The organism is Teredinibacter sp. KSP-S5-2 (genome assembly GCF_032773895.1).
GTDB lineage: Bacteria > Pseudomonadota > Gammaproteobacteria > Pseudomonadales > Cellvibrionaceae.
Genome location: NZ_CP120416.1, coordinates 350,707 through 367,500, shown reverse-complemented (window position 1 = coordinate 367,500; position 16,794 = coordinate 350,707). Strand labels below are relative to the sequence as shown.

At 46.0% G+C, this 16,794-nt stretch carries 15 protein-coding genes; 7 read left to right on the top strand and 8 right to left on the bottom strand.

Going from position 1 to position 16,794, the window contains the following annotated elements; translation table 11 throughout:
* Nucleotides 1-82 precede the first annotated feature (82 nt).
* Together pssA and ilvC are read right to left on the bottom strand one after the other, a co-directional pair.
* Nucleotides 83-928, bottom strand: coding sequence for a CDP-diacylglycerol--serine O-phosphatidyltransferase (gene pssA, locus P5V12_RS01685; RefSeq protein WP_316955504.1), 846 nt, complete (start codon nucleotides 926-928; stop codon nucleotides 83-85).
* 108 nt (nucleotides 929-1,036) lie between these two features.
* Nucleotides 1,037-2,053 (bottom strand): ketol-acid reductoisomerase, encoded by a 1,017-nt coding sequence (ilvC, locus tag P5V12_RS01680; RefSeq protein ID WP_316955503.1) that lies wholly within the window; start codon nucleotides 2,051-2,053, stop codon nucleotides 1,037-1,039.
* Nucleotides 2,054-2,187: 134 nt separating this feature from the next.
* On the opposite strand from ilvC, the gene ilvY reads away from it, so the two are divergent.
* The 4 genes from ilvY (at nucleotide 2,188) to P5V12_RS01660 (ending at nucleotide 5,451) form a co-directional block, all read left to right on the top strand.
* The gene (gene ilvY / locus P5V12_RS01675; RefSeq protein ID WP_316955502.1) at nucleotides 2,188-3,075 is read left to right on the top strand and encodes an HTH-type transcriptional activator IlvY; all 888 of its coding nucleotides are present in this window, start codon (nucleotides 2,188-2,190) and stop codon (nucleotides 3,073-3,075) included.
* A gap of 51 nt (nucleotides 3,076-3,126) precedes the next feature.
* Nucleotides 3,127-3,990, top strand: a complete 864-nt coding sequence (locus P5V12_RS01670) for a TraB/GumN family protein (protein WP_316955501.1) — start codon at nucleotides 3,127-3,129, stop codon at nucleotides 3,988-3,990.
* A 171-nt stretch (nucleotides 3,991-4,161) separates the two neighbouring features.
* The gene (locus tag P5V12_RS01665) at nucleotides 4,162-4,695 is read left to right on the top strand and encodes a PEP-CTERM sorting domain-containing protein (protein ID WP_316955500.1); all 534 of its coding nucleotides are present in this window, start codon (nucleotides 4,162-4,164) and stop codon (nucleotides 4,693-4,695) included.
* A 201-nt stretch (nucleotides 4,696-4,896) separates the two neighbouring features.
* Nucleotides 4,897-5,451, top strand: a complete 555-nt coding sequence (locus P5V12_RS01660) for a hypothetical protein (protein ID WP_316955499.1) — start codon at nucleotides 4,897-4,899, stop codon at nucleotides 5,449-5,451.
* Nucleotides 5,452-5,514: 63 nt separating this feature from the next.
* Here P5V12_RS01660 and ilvN read toward each other — a convergent pair whose 3' ends face one another.
* Both ilvN and P5V12_RS01650 read right to left on the bottom strand, forming a co-directional pair.
* Nucleotides 5,515-6,006, bottom strand: coding sequence for an acetolactate synthase small subunit (ilvN, locus tag P5V12_RS01655; RefSeq protein ID WP_316955498.1), 492 nt, complete (start codon nucleotides 6,004-6,006; stop codon nucleotides 5,515-5,517).
* Nucleotides 6,006-7,742, bottom strand: a complete 1,737-nt coding sequence (locus tag P5V12_RS01650; RefSeq protein WP_316955497.1) for an acetolactate synthase 3 large subunit — start codon at nucleotides 7,740-7,742, stop codon at nucleotides 6,006-6,008. Before P5V12_RS01650 ends, ilvN begins: the two co-directional genes overlap by 1 nt.
* Nucleotides 7,743-8,194: 452 nt before the next feature.
* Between P5V12_RS01650 and P5V12_RS01645 the strand changes: the two genes are divergently transcribed.
* Nucleotides 8,195-8,659, top strand: a complete 465-nt coding sequence (locus tag P5V12_RS01645; RefSeq protein WP_316955496.1) for a DUF4124 domain-containing protein — start codon at nucleotides 8,195-8,197, stop codon at nucleotides 8,657-8,659.
* Between the two features lie 108 nt (nucleotides 8,660-8,767).
* Here the strand turns inward: P5V12_RS01645 and clpB are convergent, their stop codons facing one another.
* Entirely contained in the window at nucleotides 8,768-11,395 is a 2,628-nt protein-coding gene (gene clpB, locus P5V12_RS01640) for an ATP-dependent chaperone ClpB (protein WP_316955495.1), read from the bottom strand.
* A gap of 221 nt (nucleotides 11,396-11,616) precedes the next feature.
* Between clpB and P5V12_RS01635 the strand changes: the two genes are divergently transcribed.
* Nucleotides 11,617-12,315, top strand: coding sequence for a hypothetical protein (locus tag P5V12_RS01635; protein WP_316955494.1), 699 nt, complete (start codon nucleotides 11,617-11,619; stop codon nucleotides 12,313-12,315).
* A 70-nt stretch (nucleotides 12,316-12,385) separates the two neighbouring features.
* Here the strand turns inward: P5V12_RS01635 and pgeF are convergent, their stop codons facing one another.
* Both pgeF and rluD read right to left on the bottom strand, forming a co-directional pair.
* Nucleotides 12,386-13,150 carry a peptidoglycan editing factor PgeF gene (gene pgeF, locus P5V12_RS01630; RefSeq protein ID WP_316955493.1) on the bottom strand — a complete coding sequence of 255 codons (765 nt, stop codon included), beginning with the start codon at nucleotides 13,148-13,150 and terminating at the stop codon, nucleotides 12,386-12,388.
* Nucleotides 13,151-13,152: 2 nt separating this feature from the next.
* Entirely contained in the window at nucleotides 13,153-14,100 is a 948-nt protein-coding gene (gene rluD, locus P5V12_RS01625; RefSeq protein ID WP_316955492.1) for a 23S rRNA pseudouridine(1911/1915/1917) synthase RluD, read from the bottom strand.
* A gap of 102 nt (nucleotides 14,101-14,202) precedes the next feature.
* Here rluD and P5V12_RS01620 point away from each other — a divergent pair, with 102 nt between their 5' ends.
* Nucleotides 14,203-15,111, top strand: a complete 909-nt coding sequence (locus P5V12_RS01620; RefSeq protein WP_316955491.1) for an outer membrane protein assembly factor BamD — start codon at nucleotides 14,203-14,205, stop codon at nucleotides 15,109-15,111.
* 14 nt (nucleotides 15,112-15,125) lie between these two features.
* Here the strand turns inward: P5V12_RS01620 and P5V12_RS01615 are convergent, their stop codons facing one another.
* Nucleotides 15,126-16,757: an NAD+ synthase gene (locus P5V12_RS01615; protein WP_316955490.1), complete on the bottom strand. Its 1,632-nt coding sequence runs from the start codon at nucleotides 16,755-16,757 to the stop codon at nucleotides 15,126-15,128.
* Nucleotides 16,758-16,794: the final 37 nt, after the last annotated feature.

The window sequence follows — 16,794 nt, the reverse complement described above, 5'->3', positions numbered from 1 at the left end:
TGGCGCCCATTTCACGTTCAATCAGTTTAAAAAAGCTACGCGCAAACCTAAATATAGCTCAACAAATGCGCTGTATCTCTCGTTACCCCTCTTCTTGTACTTTTTTATTTTTAAAAAAGCCAATGCATGACTTCACTAACCAGGTAACAGGACCCGACAGGGCATAAACAAAAGCCATTGCGAACAACACTCTTGGAGGATCAATAGTTACCAGGATAAAAACCAGAAGTGTAATGAGCATGGCAACAAAAGGCACACGCCGATTAGCATCAAGACCTTTAAAGCTTTGATACTTCAAGTTTGACACCATAGTCAAACCAACAAACACCGTTACAAGAGCAGCAAAAATCGATATTTCCGTCGTTAATTCCAGTTCGCTTCCCCACCACACACCAGAAGCCATAAGCGTGGCTGCGGGAGGACTGGCAAGACCAGTGAAATAGCGCTTATCCTCATCAGAGACATGGGTATTAAAACGGGCGAGACGCAAAGCCGCACAGGTAACATAGACAAAAGCTGCTGCCCAGCCGAACTTACCTAATGGCTCCAGCCCCCAGCTAAACAACACTATGGCTGGTGCCAGACCAAAGGAAACCATATCAGAGAGGCTGTCATACTCAGTCCCAAATGCACTCTGGGTATTCGTCATTCTTGCCACGCGCCCATCAAAGCCATCTAGGATCTGCGCAGCAAAAATGGCAAGGGCCGCATTAGCAAAGTTGCCATTCATAGCCGACACTATGGCAAAGAAGCCCCCAAACAACGCACCAGTGGTAAACAGGTTAGGCAGCAGATAGACGCCTCTGCGTCGAACCGTTTGCCCTCCTTCAGAGACTTCTTCCTCATGTTCGTCGATAGGAAGGTTGTCTGTCACGATTGAAGGGATATCTTGCGTTTCGTCTAACGGATCTTTTGGCTGATTTGTCATGTTTGCAAAACCTAGTTTAACAACCTTACATTTACGTGTTTTTAGGGTGCCTAATATAACAAACGCGGCCTAAGCCGCGTTGTAATTTTTTTGATGAAGCTTCAAAAACTAGTTTTTAGACTTATCAATAATCTTGTTTGCCTCAATCCAAGGCATCATCGCACGTAACTTCTCACCCACTTGCTCAATCGGGTGAGCAGCGTTGTTACGACGCCATGCAGTCATCTCAGGATAATTAGCTTGTCCTTCAAGGATAAACTTCTTGGCATAGACGCCGTCTTGAATGTCTTTAAGCGCTTGACGCATGGCCCAGCGAGACTCTTCATTGATAACTTTTGGCCCAGTAACATACTCACCATATTCCGCATTGTTGGAAATTGAGTAGTTCATGTTGGCAATGCCGCCTTCGAACATAAGATCAACAATTAGCTTAAGCTCATGCAAACACTCGAAGTACGCCATCTCTGGAGAGTAACCTGCCTCTGTAAGTGTTTCGAACCCCATCTTGACCAACTCAACCGCGCCACCACAAAGTACCGCCTGCTCACCAAATAGATCCGTTTCAGTCTCGTCTTTAAATGTTGTTTCAATGATGCCTGTACGACCACCACCAACGCCACACGCATATGACAAAGCAACATCTTTTGCTTTACCAGAAGCATCCTGGAAGATAGCAATCAAATCAGGAATACCGCCACCACGAACAAACTCAGAACGAACAGTATGACCCGGCGCTTTAGGTGCGATCATGATTACATCTAAATCTTTGCGAGGAACGATTTGGTTGTAGTGAATAGCAAAACCGTGAGCAAAAGCTAGAGTTGCACCTTCTTTCAAGTTTGGCTCAATCTCTTCTTTATATAGCTGAGACTGAAACTCATCTGGAGTCAAAATCATTACAACATCAGAAGCTGCGACCGCTGAAGGTACATCACTTACTTTTAAGCCATGCGCTTCGGCTTTAGCAATGGAGGATGAACCTGGACGCAAGCCTACAGTTACGTCCACACCAGAATCTTTTAGGTTACATGCATGAGCATGACCTTGAGAACCATAACCGATGACGGCAACTTTTTTGCCTTTAATAATCGATAGATCACAGTCTTTATCGTAATAGATTTGCATTGTTCGTCTCCTATTTGAATAAATGAGGCACCTAGAGCGGCAACCCTTTGTCGCCAGGCAGTGTATGGAAAAAGGCATATTGTGTAAAATGATATATTTGCAACATTTTATTTCATATTTCGAAACGCAAGTTTATGGATACATCTCAGCTGAAACACTTCATTACCCTCGCATCTACACGACACTTCGGTAAGGCAGCGGAGCAATGCTTTATTAGCCCATCCACATTGAGCAGGTCAATCAAACAACTGGAAGAAGAGTTAAAAGTTCAGTTGTTCGAACGGGACAACCGCACTGTGGAATTAACAGCTCAGGGTAAACAGTTTCAACAATATGCTAACGACGCCTACCAACAACTGGAGACCATAAAGGAGGCCCTTATAGCTGAAAATGGAGAGCTACAGGGCGCCATTAGTATTTACTGCTCCATCACCGCAAGTTACAGCTTTCTATTTAATTTCCTGACCGAGTTTCGTCAACGTCACCCCCTCATTGAAATAAAGCTTCATACCGGCGACCCTGCCGATGCGATACAACGAGTCACCGGTGGCCAGGAGGATTTAGCCATTGCGGCGAAACCAGAAAGACTCCCTGTGGAACTGGAGTTCAAACGAATAACACACTCACCGCTTATCTTGATTATCAGCAAAACAGCAAACCTCCCCATTCCTCACACCGTTCAGGATGTTGATACCTGGCAAAAACTCCCCGTAATTCTCTCCGAAAAAGGGATAGCTAGAGAGCAGCTTGATGCTTGGTTTAGGAGCCATAAGATACAACCTAACATCTATGCTCAGGTATCAGGCAACGAAGCCATAGTCAGCATGGTGAGTCTTGGCTTTGGTATCGGCCTGGTTCCCGAAATCGTATTGAACAACAGTCCGTTACGAGATCAGGTCGAACACTTCCCGATTCAACCACAAATTAAGCCGTACCAAGTCGGTGTTTGCTGTCTAAAAAAACGCTTAAAGAGTCCGATTGTTGCGGCCTTGTGGGAGCAGATAGCAAACAAGGCAGAATAATTGAGTTATTCTAGTGAATATACAGAACAACCTCCCCAGCAAGGATTCGATATGCTGAACAACCAAGTCCTATGCGCAATATCTCTTTGGTTTCTCTTATTTACCAATTGTTTTGCTGCACCAGTCTGGGAAGTATCTAACCATGACCGCAAAATGTTTGTTGCAGGAACAATACATGTATTAAGTAAAAACGATCACCCTTTACCTGACGCTTTTGAAAAGGCATACAGCCAATCGAATATTATTGTGCTTGAAACAGATATGCACGAGCTACAATCAGCAGCAACTCAGCGCAAGATTCTGCAAGCCACCATCTATGCCCCCGGGCACTCGTTATCAGCCAAGCTTTCCAAATCCACCCACGCAAAACTGCTCTCATACCTTAACCAAAAGGAACTAGACTCGACCCCCTTACTCCAGCTTCGACCTGGAATGCTGATGGTGACGTTAACCATGAGTGAACTACAAAGACTGGGAATGGGAGATACCGGAGTTGATGCCTTTTACGCCCATAAAGCAAAAACAGAAAACAAAGTATTAATGAGCCTTGAAAGTGTTGATCAACAAATTAACTACATCGCCAACCTTGGCAAAGGACGGGAGGATGAGCTAATCCGATATATGCTGGAAGACCTCAACCAGCTGGAACAAACGATGATTAAAATGAAATCGTTATGGCGTAAAGGGGATATCCAGGCACTCGACGCACTCGCAAACGAACCAATGAAACGAGACATGCCTGAAATTCACAAGACGATACTGGTAGAGCGTAATCAAGCGTGGCTCCCCTCTTTAAGAAGAATGATGCAAACTCAAGATACAGAGCTTGTTCTTGTTGGCGCTCTCCACCTCCCCGGAGAATACGGACTGCTCAAGCTATTGGAACAAGAAGGATATAAGGTTAAACAACTCTAGCCTCGCCTGAGACATCATCTAGTCAGCTTTTTTTACACTTTTCAATCAAACTAAATACCTCTTTAAGCATTTTTTGTATAAAAACCACGTCACATCATGCCTTTAGAGTCTTGGCATGCCGCTTGCTGTAGCAGTAAACAAAGGAAAACACTAACTAACAATGGTATTTAAATGATTAGAAAAGCTGCTTTTTTAAGCCTGGTCATATCAATCACCTCACTATACTCGCTAAACGGTTGGTCGTTAGCGATTACGGATGTTGGCGGGGTAGATCGATTTATAGCCAGCAGTGACCTCCGCAACAGCGGCTCAGCGACGGAAGAAGCCTGGGTAGAGTCCATTTTGGACTTTGATGTTACTTTTAACACCAGCTACGACTCCAATGGTTCAGATTGGACGCTACTGGATGGAATGAGCGATGTGTATGCTGCTTCAATTAACACCGCTTCTGACTATTTTTTAATTAAGTTGGGAACCGGCGGAACCAGCCTTCAATCTCACTATCTATTTGAAAATATTGGAGATTTGGACTGGGCTGTTGTTGACTTCTCCGCAGCAGGGATTGATTTCAGTATCAAAAACATAAGCATCGACCGCATGAGTCATGTCGGTGAATTCAGCTCAGTTTCTGTGCCTGAGCCCTCTTCTATTTTCCTTATCGGTCTAGGTTTACTTGGGTTAATCGCCCAAAGAAAGCGTCACTAAAGTATCTCTCCTGCCCTCTCCCATAGAGGGCACATCTCAAAATGTCGCCAAAGTCGACATTTTTTACACACTACGTCACAAAATTTAAGCTTCAACCCCATATGTAAACCTATCCTTTTGATTTCCTGTGCATTTTTTAAACAGGTACAGTTAATGCAAATACTCGGGTGTCTTTACTTCATGCTGTACGTGGGAGAAGTTATGAAAAAGTTGGGTATTGCAGGATTAGTAGCTTTTTATTTGTGTGTTTTCCCAATGGTAAACCTCTGGGCTTTAGCTATTACCGACGTAGGTGGCATCGACTCATTTATTGCCAGCGCGGATTTGGGTAATAGTGGCGATGCTACTGAAGAGGCTTGGGTTGAATCGATACTTGGTTATGATGTTGACTACATGACCAGCTATGATTCATTCGGCAGTGATTGGACTTTGCTGGATGGCGAGTCTGATGTCTATGCTGCAGAGCTTTCCGGTTCACCTTCTCACTTCCTCATTAAAATTGGTACTGGTGGAACAGATCTGTTATCCCATTACTTATTTGAAAACAATGAGGATTTCACCTGGGCGGTTGTCGACTTTTCTGATGCAGGAATTGACTTCGCTGAAAACAATATTTCGATTTCTCGAATTAGCCATGTCGGCGAATTTGGTGACTTAATCGAAGTAACAGAACCATCTTCAATTGCGCTAATTATTCTTGGCACAATCGGATTGATGATTCAACGAAGACGTTTTGCAGTTAGCAAAGTGAGATAAATCGAAGGTGAAGAGAATGAGCCCTGAATAGCAGTATTCAGGGCTCTTTTCATGAGATAAAGGCTACAGACTCAAAACCTTTTCGCCCCGGCTAATGCCCGAAACACCAGAGCGAACCACTTCCAGGATAGCGGCTTCACCAACGGCCTGGAAAAATGCATCAAGCTTATCGCTCGCGCCAGTAACCTGAATGGTATAAACCGATGCAGTCACATCAATGATTTGCCCACGGAAGATATCAACGCAACGCTTGATTTCTGCACGCTGAGCACCTGTCGCACGAACTTTGATCAACATCAGTTCGCGCTCAATATGCGCCCCTTCTGTGAGATCCACTAACTTGACCACGTCAATCAAGCGGTTTAGATGCTTAGTTATTTGCTCAATTTTATGATCATCACCAATTGTGGTTAACGTCAAACGAGAAAGAGTGGAATCCTCTGTCGGTGCTACCGTCAGCGTTTCAATGTTGTAACCACGCTGTGAAAACAACCCCACTACTCGCGAAAGCGCACCCGGCTCATTTTCCATCAATAACGAAATAATTCTTCTCATCAGGTACGCTCCGTTTTATTTAACCACATGTCGCGCATAGAACCATTTGGTGCCACTTGCATTGGATAAACGTGTTCTTTTGGATCCACATAGATATCCATAAAGACCGTTTTATCCTTCATGGCGAAGCATTCTTCCAGCTTGGCTTTCAGATCTTCCCGCTTGGTCACTTTCATTCCAACGTGACCATAGGCCTCCATGAGTTTCACAAAGTCCGGGAGAGAATCCTCATACAAGCTTTCGGAGTAACGACTATCGTATTGCATATCCTGCCACTGCTTAACCATGCCCAAAGCCTGGTTGTTAATGCAGATTATTTTTATCGGCAAGTGATATTGGGTACAGGTCGACAGCTCCTGAATACACATCTGAATACTACCTTCCCCGGTTACGCAGACAACAGGCTTGTCTCTATGGGCAAATTGAACCCCCATAGCAGCGGGCAAACCGAAGCCCATGGTGCCCAAACCACCAGAGTTTACCCAGCGGCGAGGCTCATCAAACTGATAGTACTGTGCACTGAACATTTGATGTTGCCCAACATCAGAACAAACAAACGCTTCACCGTTGGTAACTTCATATAAGGCTCGAACAACTTCCTGTGGTTTTAACATGTCGCCACTGGTGTCGTAGTTTGGCTTAAGCAAAATGCCGTGACGATTACGCCACTCATCAATTTGCTGCCACCAGCCTTCTATTGCTTTAGGGTCTGGGCGTTCATCACTGGACTTAATAATATCCAGCATTTCATTCAACACACTATCAACTGGTCCAACGATAGGGACATCTGCTGTGACGGTTTTTGAAATAGAAGCCGGGTCAACATCAATATGAATAATCTTTGCTGATGGACAGAATTTTGAAGGCGTATTGGTTACACGGTCATCAAAACGCGCCCCAGCCGCAAGAATAACATCAGCATGATGCATAGCCGTATTGGCTTCCACCGTACCGTGCATTCCAAGCATGCCTAAGAACTGCCTATCGGAACCAGGAAAACCACCTAATCCCATTAATGTGTTGGTAACGGGTACATTTAATAGCTTCGCCAATTCAGTCAACTGTTTTGACGCCTCACCCTGAACCACACCACCACCGGAATAGATGATAGGACGTCGAGCAGACAATAATAGTTGGGCCGCTTTTTTGATTTGCCCTGAGTGCCCTTTTACCGCAGGCGTATAAGAACGAAGCTTAACTTTGCTTGGGTACTCATAATCGTATTTATCAAACGGATTAGTCACATCTTTCGGTATGTCGATTACAACAGGACCGGGTCGTCCGGTGGATGCGATATAAAACGCTTTTTTCACAATTTCAGGAATTTTGGCTGCGTCTTTAACCAGGAAACTGTGCTTAACAATAGGGCGGGAGACTCCCACCATGTCAGTTTCCTGGAATGCGTCTTCCCCAATTTTATCTGACACGACCTGGCCAGAAATGACGACCAAAGGAATGGAATCCATGTATGCGGTGGCTATGCCGGTAATTGCGTTGGTTGCGCCAGGACCAGATGTGACCAAGACGACACCAGTTTTACCTGTTGCACGGGCATAACCGTCTGCTGCGTGTGTCGCAGCCTGCTCGTGTCTGACCAATATATGTTTTACTTTTTGTTGACGAAATATTGCGTCGTAAATATGGAGCGCTGAACCACCGGGATAACCGAAAACAATTTCAACGCCCTCATCCGCCAGGGAGCGGATCAGCATGTCGCCGCCGGAAAGTTTTTCCACTGCGTTGTCTCCCATTGAAATAAGAAAGGCTAGAGATTAAAAGCCAATTAAAAAACAAAAATCGTTCATCCGCCAGGGATGAAAAACATTAAATTAATTGATATCAAGGCGAAGCTTTCCGACACACTGCGATGTGGGCGCTAAAATCTGTGATGTCGGTGGAGGGCGTAGGTTGTTGCCCCCTCGCGCTTCAGGATGGTCAGGTAAGCGGTTGGCTTATCTGGGTAGGGTTGACACCGAGGTTGACAAAGTGCCACTACTAGCCATCAGGCGAGCTGTCATTGTGGCAACCTCACGCCTAAAGATCAAGATCCACCCATGGTTGTCGCCTGTTTTTGCGAAACCTTTTGACGTTGAATCAGCTTTACTTGGTTATACTTGCCAAAAGGGGGATTAGGAAATTAGTATTAGTCTACCCAAGCTTATGTTCTGCTAACGCGAAAGGCGATCAAATGAATTACAACAAAAAGTCCACAATGCTTAAGCCTCTTTTATTTGCAACAGCCCTGACCGTGACGACTGTGGCATTCGTTTCCTCTGTTAGTGCTGCAGAGTACTACCGCTGGCAGGATGAAGATGGCACCCAACACTATGGCTCGACGCCACCACAAGGTGTTAAAGCAGAGCGTATCAAAGTATCTGGCGGTAAGCCGTCACCTGCGCCATCCACATCATCTAGTAGCTCAAAAACAAAACCACCTGAAACACCGCCGGCAGTCCAGCTGACTCCTGAACAAATCGCCATCCAAAAAGAAAAGTGTCAAGTTGAACGAGATCGAGTAGCGGCACTGAAAAAAGGTGGGCGTATTCGAATGGAAGCTGACGATGGATCAACAAAATATCTTACTCAGCAGGAGATCGACTCAGAAATTTCCATTTCGGAGAAAGTGATCAACGATACCTGCAAAGGGATATAAGCGCTAACCACAAAAAACCGCTCTCAATTATTTGTGTATAGCTCAGTAAATTCTCAGGCTGAGCTATACATTTCGCACGACATCCGCTTGACCTTAACCTTCCTGCTTTTACTCAAATAGAATCTTATCGCCATCCCAACTAGCAGAGATTTTTTGCCCAGGCATGAACTTGCCCGACAACACATCCTGCGCAAGCGGGTTTTCCAGTAACTGCTGAATTGTCCGTTTTAGTGGCCGGGCACCATATACCGGGTCGTATCCAGCTTCAGAAATATGCGCCAGGACCTCATCGTCCAACATCAAGTGCAAATCTCTTTCTGCCAATCGCTTACGCAGAATCTCAATCTGCAATTTTGCAATACCGGCAATCTGTTTTTGCTCGAGAGGATGGAAAACAACGGATTCATCTACCCGATTTATAAACTCTGGACGGAAATGGCCGGCAACGACTTCCATGACGGCTTCTTTCATTGCGTTGTATTTGTGTTCATTTTCGATATCGGAAGTATCGCCGCCATCAAAGCTGATACTGTCGAATGCTTTGTTTTGGGCAATATCCTGAATCGCCGCACTGCCCAAGTTAGAGGTCATAACCACAACTGTATTTTTAAAATCGACCGTACGCCCCTGACCATCCGTTAGACGACCATCTTCAAGCACCTGCAATAGAATATTAAATACATCCGGGTGGGCCTTTTCAACTTCGTCCAAAAGCACAACAGAGTAGGGTTTTCTGCGCACAGCTTCCGTTAAGTAGCCACCTTCTTCATAGCCAACATATCCGGGAGGCGCACCAATCAATCGAGCCACGGAATGCTTTTCCATGAATTCGGACATATCAATACGAACCAACGCATCCTGACTATCAAACAAAAACTCAGCCAACGCTTTGCACAATTCAGTTTTCCCTACACCGGTTGGGCCTAAGAACAAAAAGGAGCCATTGGGTCGATTCGGGTCGGACAGCCCGGCTCTGGCACGTCGCACCGCATTGGATACCGCAACCACTGCTTCGGCCTGACCAATCACCCGTTTATGTAACACGCTTTCCATGCGAAGGAGTTTTTCTCTTTCCCCCTCCAACATTTTGGAGACAGGGATTCCAGTCCATTTGGACACCACTTCAGCAATTTCTTCATCCGTGACTTTATTGCGCAACAGCTTCATTTCATGCATTTCTGCCTGACTGGCCATATCCAGCTGCTTCTCCAGCTCAGGAATAATGCCGTACTGCAATTCAGACATCCGAGCCAAGTCACCAGCACGACGGGCAGAATCAAGATCCAGCCGGGCCTGCTCAAGTGTACTTTTTATTTCCTGGGACCCTTGCAACGCCACCTTTTCAGCACGCCAGATCTCATCGAGATCCGCATAGGCTTTTTCAACCTTCTGGATTTGACTATCAATTTTCTTTAATCGGTCTTTTGCCGCTTGGTCATCATCTTTTTTAACGGCTTCACGCTCAATTTTTAATTGGATTAAACGTCGCTCCAGCCGATCCATTTGCTCCGGTTTGGAGTCAATTTCCATACGAATACGACTTGCCGCTTCATCAATTAAATCAATGGCTTTATCCGGTAATTGTCGATCAGTGATGTACCGCTGGGAAAGCTTAGCCGCAGCAATAATTGCCGAATCTGAAATATCCACCCCGTGGTGCACCTCATAACGCTCTTTCAAGCCCCGAAGAATTGCAATCGTGTCTTCTTCATTGGGTTCATCAATCAACACTTTTTGGAAGCGGCGCTCCAGAGCTGCGTCTTTTTCAATAAACTGGCGATACTCATCCAAAGTCGTGGCACCGACACAGTGTAACTCTCCACGAGCCAATGCAGGTTTTAACATATTACCCGCATCCATTGCCCCTTCGGCCTTGCCCGCGCCCACCATTGTATGGAGTTCATCAATGAACAGAATAATGCGGCCTTCTTGTTTCGACAGCTCATTCAATACGGATTTCAACCGCTCTTCAAAGTCACCACGAAATTTCGCGCCCGCCAGCAAAGCCCCAAGATCCAACGAAAGCAGGCGTTTGTTTTTCAAGCCTTCGGGAACCTCACCATTAATAATGCGCTGCGCCAAGCCCTCTGCAATGGCCGTTTTACCCACTCCAGGCTCTCCGATCAACACAGGGTTGTTTTTGGTTCTTCGCTGAAGAACCTGAACTGTGCGTCGAATTTCATCGTCACGGCCAATCACGGGGTCAAGCTTGCCAGCTTCAGCTCGGGCAGTCAGATCTATGGTGAACTTTTCCAGCGCCTGGCGATTACCCTCGGCATCCGGGTCATCCACGGTTTCCCCCCCTCTGACCTTATCCACCGCGGACTGTAATTTCGCTAAATTTCCAAACGCACCGAGAAGCTTACCCAGCTTGTTGTCGGAGTCTTGCATTGCCGCAATCAGCAGGCTTTCGCTGGAGATGTATTTATCCCCCCCTTTCTGCGCATGTTTATCTGCCAGATTCAACAAACGCCCCAACTCCTGAGACATACGCACATCACCGGTAGGGTTCTGAATCTTTGGCAAAGCCTCCAGGGATTTCGTTAACTCATTTCTCAAGCCAACCACATCGAAACCTGCATGGGCCAGTAACTGCCTGACGGTTCCGCCCTGTTGGTCTAACATTGCTTGCAGTATATGTAAGGAATCGAGCTCAGTGTGATCCCGCCCGACAGCGAGTGACTGAGCATCAGAAAGTGCGATTTGGAGTTGATTCGTCAAGCGGTCTATACGCATAACAATACCTTCGGCTATAGCAATAAAATGCCAGATGACAATAGGGTTACTGTCAATAATCTGGGGGCATGCAGTCGAAATACAAGCATTCGGTTAATTTGTAAAAAGATGTAACCAAACATGTAAAAAACGTGAAGCTCCGCCGTACAATGGAATTATTTAATACAAGCACTGCTCTAACTCCATACCCAGGCAAAAATATTAGAAAAAAGAGGTTGGCCATGAAAAACTCGTTTTCAACATTTTCCTTTGCTGCAGCGTTAGTTGTCGCCGCAATCGCCTTTACAGACAATATCAGCTACGCAACCCCCAAACCAGACTCACCAGTATTGGCCAGCGATACTACTGAACCCACCCTTATCGAAAAGAAAAGTAAAGGGCTAGACACCACCAAATTTGCACCAAATGTATCTTTGTCCGATTACGAAACAATTTACGTTACCGATGCGGAAGTGTCTTTTAGTGATCGCTGGCTGAGGGACCACAAAACCGATACCTCTGAAAACTATAGAGAAAAAATCAAAACCAAGTACGCCAAACTTTTACACGAAGAAGTCACAGCCGTTTTAAAAGAAGAGACCAAGTACGAAGTCGTGGTTGGCTTACCGCGTGAAGCTGCAACGGAGAAGACGTTAATCATTGCGCCTAAATTGATCGACCTGCATATATATGGCCCTGATGACGGTGGCCCAAGAGATAAAAAATACGTCAATACAGCAGGGATAGCCACCTTTATACTCGATATCTCGGACGCAAAAACAGGACAACCCCTAGCATATCTGCGTGACAGAAGAGAAACTCAAGAAAAACTCGGCCCGAACAATATGGAACGCGCAACGCAAGTCTCTAACTATCACGATTTTAAGATGCAAATTCGTCGTTGGAGCAAAAACGCAGCAAAAATCATTTTGCAAAACTAAACAGAGTTTACCGGCAAGGCTTGCTATCCATAAATAACAAACCTTGCTGATCAAGATAAAATACCGGGTGTTATTGTTTCCAGATCAAACTGGCCATTCGTCCGGTTTCAACGTCCCGACGAAACGAAAAAAAACGCTCATTATCTAAATAGCTGCAAAACTCTCCTCCATAGATTTCTTCGACGTCCAGTCCGTTTAACTCTGATCTTGCCAACCGATATATATCAGCAAAATAAATATCCTTTTCTCCTTCCTTCGGGGTAAAAGAAGATTCGATGTTTTCAGCGAAAGACCGACTTTTTTGGCCTTGTTGAAAGGCATATAAAACATCAAGGCCGACCTCAAAGCTGGGTTTTGAAATGGCCGGCCCTAGGTAGACAAGCAAGTCTTTTGCCGGTGCCTGAAAACACTTAATGGTTTCCGTCACAATACCATCTGCCAAGCCTCGCCAACCGGCATGTATTGCCGCTACTTGCTCGCCGCCTTTATCGGTAACCAGTAAAGGTAAGCAGTCAGCGGTAAGAACGGAACACACCACCCCCGTTTTGCCGGTAAAGGTCGCATCCCCTTCAGTAGGAGTAGGGATGTACTCATCCAATGTAATCACATCGGTACTGTGCGTTTGCTGCAGCCAGGAAACCGGGTAGCCAATATACTCGTATAGCTGCTTTCTGTTTTCCTCGACACAATCAATATCATCGCCCACATGGGCTGCAAGATTAAAAGACGCATATTTTTCCTTGCTCACGCCTCCAGATCTCGTGGTAATCAGCGCCCGGACATTTTCCGGTGCGGGCCACTCGGGTTTGATATAGGCAACATCTTTGTTATTCATAGTCATAAACCGTTTATTTGCGATATCAATTCCGAGATGTCGGCGGCCAAGGGCACTTCCCAGCATTGATATTTTTTTGTTCGAGGATGAATTAAACCAAGCTTAATTGCGTGCAAAGCCTGTCGACTAAAGCCGTCTAACACTTCAAAAATTGGCGAAGAATGTATCTGAGCACGAGACAATTTCCTACCATAAACAGGGTCTCCCACCAACGGATAGCCAATATGCGACATATGCACACGAATCTGGTGCGTTCTACCGGTTTCCAACTTCAACCTTAGGTGAGAAACCGGCCCAATGCTCGCCAAACGCTGATAATGCGTTCTTGCAGGCTTGCCATTTCGATCCACAACCGCCATTTTGGTTCTCGTCGACGGATGACGCCCGATATCGCCGTCAACCAAACCCCGACTATCTGTCTCGCCCCAAACTATCGCCTCATATTCCCGGCTCACCGAGCGATCCTGCAACTGGCTAACCAAGCTCGTCTGGGCCTCTATGGTTTTGGCCACCACCATCAACCCGGAGGTTTCTTTATCCAGACGATGGACAATACCTGCTCTAGGCACCGCACTAATCGATGGACAATAATGCAGCAACCCGTTCAGCAAGGTTCCCTCCCAATTGCCTGAACCTGGGTGAACAACCAACCCAGCAGGCTTATTTAGCACCAGGATAGACTCATCCTCATATACCACGTCCAATTCCATGGCTTCGGCCTCCCAGTCGCCCTCTTGCTGGAGACTGGCTTCAAGAATGATGGACTCACCTCCAGCAAGCTTGGTATTAGGCTTAACCACTCGTCCGTCGACCAGCAAAGCACCGCTTTTTATCCAATTTTGGATACGTGCACGGGAATAGTCTGGGAACATTTTGGCCGCTACCTGATCCAACCTGGAGCCGGCGTCGGATTCAGCGACCCGACCCTGATGGTGTTTTTGTTGCTTCATTTGTATTTACAAGTCTTGCTGGATTACACTGTCGGCCCTGAAAAGAGATGACATTTTGGGTGGGCTATCATACCCAAACCCTTTGCTGAGATTTAGTTGAGAATGTATCAAATAACCAAGTTAGTCTGGATTTTTCTTTGTTTCGCCCTAATCAGTTGCTCCAGTAACGATGACAAGGAGCAAATTGACTCTGAACAAGTCCTATACGAGAAAGCACAAAAACGTCTGAACTCCGGGCAGTGGGACTCGGCGATAGAAACCTTGCAACTACTCGAAGAGTATTTCCCCTTCGGCTATTTCGCAGAACAAGCCCAATTAGAACTGATTTACGCACAATATAAAGCCGATGAACAGGATCTGGCTATTGCCGCTGCGGATCGTTTTATTCGATTACATCCTCAAAGCCGTAACGTGGATTATGCCTACTATATGCGAGGTGTTGCAGCATTCCATAATGATTCTGCCTTCGTGTCGATGCTACCTACCGACACAACCAGCCGAGACCCTGGCACGGCATCGGATGCATTCAATTATTTCGCTCAACTCATTAACCGTTTCCCAGAAAGTAAGTACGCGCTGGATGCTCAAAAGCGAATGACTTTTATTCGAAATGCGGAAGCCCGATACGAAATCCACGTCGCCAACTACTACTTTAAACGTGGTGCCTATCTCGCGGCGGCAAATCGGGGCAAATATGTGGTAGAGAACCTACAACGCTCGCCTGCCGTGCCCGATGCTCTGGCAGTGATGGCTCAGGCATATCACCTTCTTGGAATGGATGAACTATCAAACAATGCCGTCAAAGTTTTGCAACACAACTATCCAAAACATCCAACCTTAGGTAAGGACGGCGACTTCAATTTCCAGTTCGGGCGCGATCAAAAGCGATCATGGATCAATTACTTAACTCTGGGATTGTTTGAAAAGCGTAAATACCCAAGCTTTGATTCAAGAAAGCAATACAACCCCTTCTACTCGGATAAAGGCCTGGAGCCTCCCCAGAGAGGCTAGAGGCAACTCGGCCCCTAATCTCCTATTTTCCAACCATTGGTAATCGGATAACGTCGATCACGCCCAAAAGCTCTTCGACTTATACGAATACCAATCGGTGCCTGACGGCGCTTGTACTCATTGATATCAACCAACCGAAGCACTCTGCGCACAACTTCCTCTTCATATCCATGCTCAACGATTTGGTGAGCACTCATATCCTGCTCGATATACATTTCCAATATCGCATCAAGAATTTCGTAGGGAGGAAGTGAGTCTTCATCTTTTTGATCTGGTGCCAGCTCCGCCGAAGGTGGGCGGGTAATGACACTTTCGGGAATCACTGGGCTGATGGTATTACGGTATTTGGATAGCTCAAAAACCATGGTCTTTGGTACATCTTTCAAGACATCTAAACCGCCGGCCATATCGCCATAGATGGTTGCATAGCCCACCGCCATTTCACTCTTGTTGCCCGTGGTCAAAACCAGATAGCCAAATTTATTCGAGAGCGCCATAAGCAGCACTCCTCGGCTTCTAGACTGGATGTTTTGCTCGGTAATATCGATGCCTTTGCCAACAAAAGACTCGGCGAGAGTGTCCATAAATGCCTCGTACATTGGCTCAATACTTAAGCTCCGGTATTTCACTCCCAAACGCTTAGCTTCGTCCTCGGCATCATTTTTACTCAGCTCAGACGTGTAACGGAAGGGCATCATCACCGCTTCAACGCGTTCCGCGCCCAAGGCATCCACAGCAATGGCCAAAGTCAGTGCAGAATCAATACCACCAGATAAACCCAGCACAACCCCTTGAAAACCATTTTTATTGACGTAGTCCTTCACGCCCAACACCAAAGCATCATAGATTGTCGCCAACCCGGACTGCACTGGCGCAGATTGTGAACCTGAATGCACAGTGATTGTTCGATCTGATGTACTTAAATCCAGCGCCAGTAAAGCGGATTCAAAGCGCGGAGCTCGAGCAATAATACTGCCCTCCGCATCGGCGACATGAGTTCCCCCATCGAAAACCAACTCGTCCTGACCACCGTACTGATTTACGTACACAATTGGCGCACCAACATATTTGGCTCGTTCGGAAACAAGCTGCTCCCGCTCTAATTGCTTATCCTTGTGGAAAGGCGAAGCATTCAAGTTAAGTAAGACATCAACATTGGCCGCTTTCGCTTGTTTTATCGGCTCACCATCCCATATATCTTCGCAAATTGATAAACCGACTTTGACGGAATTGAGCTCAAATGTGGCGTATTCCCGCCCTTCAACAAAATAGCGTTTTTCGTCAAACACCTGATAATTAGGCAAGCATTGCTTAGCATATTCGCAGATCAGCTTTCCGTTATGGATGACTCCCGCCATATTGAGCAAACCGGCAAGGCTTTTCTTTGGGTATCCAACAACGATTGCACATGACAGGTTTTGTTCACATAGGGTTTTAAGAGCTCGATCAACACGGTGACCAATGCTTTCTCTGAGCAGTAAATCTTCGGGAGGATATCCGGTTAATGTCAGCTCTGGGAAGAGTACAATATCGGCATTGTATTGACTTATTGCTTCACGAGAAGCCTTTAACACCAATTCAGTGTTACCATCTATATCTCCAACCAACGGGTTGACCTGAGCAGCAACGATAGTCAATGCTGACATGTGTTTTCTATACTCCTAACAAATGATAAAAATGCGA